Annotated in this window: 2 protein-coding genes; both read right to left on the bottom strand. The window is 48.2% G+C overall.

Annotated features, from left to right (window positions below; all coding sequences use genetic code 25):
* On the bottom strand, nt 1-1,817 hold a 1,817-nt coding region (locus tag WC882_06060; GenBank protein MFA5843198.1), incomplete at its 3' end, for a site-specific integrase.
* Nucleotides 1,818-2,367: 550 nt separating this feature from the next.
* Nucleotides 2,368-3,603 (bottom strand): ATP-binding protein (locus WC882_06055; GenBank protein MFA5843197.1); only part of this gene is annotated, 1,236 nt, incomplete at its 5' end.

Genomic DNA, 3,603 nt, shown 5'->3' with positions numbered 1-3,603 from the left:
GCGTTGTTTAGGGTAAACTTGGCCACGCCGGAGGCGGAGGCGGAAAAAAGATTGCCGGTGCCTGATTGGTTCACGATAAAGGCGGAGTTGGTGGCGGTTGTGTTTAGATAGGCTCGGCCATCGGCGGCGACCCAGAAACGTTCGGTCTCGGTGGAGCCGGAAGTGAGGGAGAGGAGCCGGCCTGTCGCCGTGTCGTTACCTACGTAGCCCGAGAGGAGAGAGCCGGAAGTGAGATTGGCGTTTGTGATTCTATAAGAATCTTCGGTGGTAGTGCCTCCCAGAGCCAGGATTTGGCCGGAGCCGAGGGCATCCGGCTGAAAAATGACGTCCCCACCGGAGTTGGTGCCTGTTTTGAGTGAGAGGACTTGACCTTGGACCGAAAAAGTGCCGGCGGAAGAGATGATGGAGGGAGAGGTGGCGGCGATGTTGATATTGCCGGAGTTGTCCACCACCGGCACAGTGTTGATAGTGGCGGCGGCGGACGCCGGATACCCCTGGAGGGTTTCGGAGTTGAGGGCGTAACCGACGGTGGCAATTTGCTGGCGAGGGGTGAGGGTTTCGGCGCCGACGGTGATTTCGAGGTAGACGTCCCGATTGTCCGTGAAAACAGTAGAAGTTATTTCCGCACCACAGACAGTGTTTCCAATTAGAGTGTTAAAAATACCATCTTGGTCGGGAGTGATCGAACAGGTGCCGGTGGTGTAGAGCTGCGTGGGGCCGGAGAGAGCGTTGAAAAGCTTGAAAACGACGTTGACGGCGGTGGTGATGGGCGTACCGCCACTGTCGGTGAGCCTGCCTTGGAAGGAAAGCTGTCTTTTGGGGGGAGTGAGGGTAGTGGCGGCGGAGCTGGGACGAGCCTGACTGATGATCTGGTTGTAAGCAAAGATAGCCATGGCGGTGGTGGCCAGGACTAGGAGAGCCAGATTGAGATAGGGAGTCCAAGGTAGAGCATGGTAGCGATCGTAGGCTCGGCCAATTCTGTTTCTGGCCCCGCCGCTCGGCGGGGTTTTTCGGTGAGTAAAGCGCTCTAGCCAGGCTAGAGGGGAGAGAGTTTGAGGAATGTTTTTTAGTTCGAAAGGATTTTCGGGAAGGTAACCTTGCTCGAAAGAAAATTTGGTGAGCTTTTTGATGGAGGACTGGCGACGGTTGATAACGGAAGTACTGGTATGACTGAGTTTTAGATAGGTGACGTAGGTCGAAAGAAGCTGTTCGCTAAGAATGTTGACCAAGTTTTGGTCGGTGAAAGGGGTTTGGTTGGCAGTCCAGAGAAAGAAGTGATGGAGATCCGAAAGATAGTTTTTGACGGTTGAAGGGGTTTTTTGGTCTTTTTCGAGGTAGGTTTTGAATTGTTCGAGGATTTTTTCTGAGGAGAGAGACTCCGCGTCATTGCGAGGAACGAAGTGACGCGGCAATCCAGAAAGGGATGGATCGCCACGGTCGCCTGATGCGACCTCGCGATGACGAAAATAGGAACTTCCTGATGTATTCTGATCCGTGAAAAGGTTTGAAATACTGAATTTCACGCTTAGGAAGGTAGAGAAGCGGCGGATGGAGGCGAGGCGCCTATTCGTAGTGTTCGCGGGGGTGAAGGAGGCTTTTTGAGCCTGAAGATAGAGATCGAGGTAGGAGTGGAGATTTTGGAAGATGTCTTTAACCGTGGGGGTGGAGTGAGATCCTTCGACTACGCTCAGGATGACGAAGGAGAGGAAGTGGCGGAGATCGGAGAGGTAGTTTTTGATAGAGACGGCAGAAAGTCTAGCTTCAGTAAGGAAGGCAGAGAAGAGTTTGAGAAGTTCTACTTGGTCGGGCAGGCCCATTTGACAAAAGATTAATTAGTTAGTGGAAATAATGAGTAAAAAAATAATCGGCAGAATAAAGAGCAGGCCGGCGGTGAGAAGTTCGGGGAGAGAAGGGATGGATTGCTTCGTCGGGTTACCTCCTCGCAATGACGAGTTTGAATAATCTTGGTGGGAGTAGTCGGTAATTAACATATTTTGGTTGAGTGTTGATAACTTTGTGTTAGGTTTGAATTAGACGATATTAGACGGTAATATACTAGTTATATACTAATATAATATAGAGATTGTGGCCAAGTCAAGAGGGAGGATTGAGGATGCGGAAATTCGCAAAATAAGTTCCAGATGGATTTACCCTTACGGGTACCTATGGGCCCACTCAGGTCGGGAATGACAGGATGGTGAATATGACAGGTTTTAATACCGCATATTATTGCGGGATAAATTATCTTCACGCGGATAATATGGCTAATATCCTTAATTACTATGCGGAAATACTAAATAGGCTCGATCTTGCTGTGAAAATTTTATCTGATGTAGGATGATGGCGATTGCTAGAGAGTGAGATAGTTTATATCAGGTTGTCCCGAGTAACTGTTTTGACTATGGCTTGGGGATAACGGACCTTGAATGCGGTATTAAGACGGCCTTGATGCCATTTGCATTCAACTCCGATTAACTCGTTCTCTAATTGAATGACTAAATCAATTTCTGATCCTGCCTTGGTGCGCCAGTAATTTAGTTTGGCCTGAGGAGCGTGGTAATTCTGAGCTTTGACCGCTTCCATAACCACGAAGTTTTCAAATAACTGACCCACATCGTCACGGAGAGTGAGAGGTGAGAATGACTGTATCAGGGCGTTACGAATACCGGTATCGTAAAAGTATATTTTGGGACGTTTGGTCAGTTCGTTCCGTTGACGAAGGCTGTAAGGGTACAAGCGATAGATAAGGTAACTTTCTTCAAAAACATTGAGATAGTGCTTGACAGTCCGTGCATCAATTTGAAGACGAGTGGCTAACTCCTCATAGGAGACCAACCCTCCAATCTGGTGGGCTAGTAAGGTGAGTAGATTCAGCGCAATTTTTTTATCACTGATGAGAGACAAATCCAGTAAATCACGGAAGATAGTTCGCTCGATTAGATCCAGAAGATACTGACGAGGATCGACATGATTGACGAGGGCTGGATACAAACCATAAAGCAGGACCCTTTCCCACATTTGGGCAGGATCATACGTGTGTATCGGAACAGTCGGGACATTCCCGCCACCGGTCAGGTGATCCCAAATTCGCCAATTTAAGGTTTCACCGGGGGCTTCCAACTGGGTCAATAATTCACTTAATGTCAGAGGAAGTAACTCTAAGCTGGTGGCTCGGCCGGCCATGCTTTCGGTATGTTTATTTTTGATAGTTAATCCGGCCGATCCGGTAATGATGAGGTGGATGTTGGGAAAATTATCGTAAATTAGTTTACCGGCTCTGCCCGGGTCTGAGAGGTTTTGAACCTCGTCGAGAATGATGATGCCCTGGTCGGGCATTATTTGACGGTAAGCCACCAACGAGTAGCTATCAAACAAGGATCTCATTTGCTGATCGTCCATGGTGAAATAGATCGCTTGGGGAAAAAGCTGGTTTAGAAGATACGTTTTACCTACTTGACGAGGACCGGTGAGAACAATAGCCTCTTTCCTGGTGGCTAAATGGTGTTTAATAGTATTGGTAAGATGACGAGAGTATGTCATAAAAGATTTAACTAAATATACATCGTAATGTAGTAAAAGTCAAATCTTGGGGTAGAGGTATTC

It is taken from the genome of Candidatus Gracilibacteria bacterium, from assembly GCA_041658685.1.
GTDB lineage: Bacteria > Patescibacteriota > Gracilibacteria > UBA1369 > UBA12473 > JBAZZS01.
Note: the sequence above shows the minus strand (reverse complement) of the source record. Positions and strands in the feature narration are given on the sequence as shown.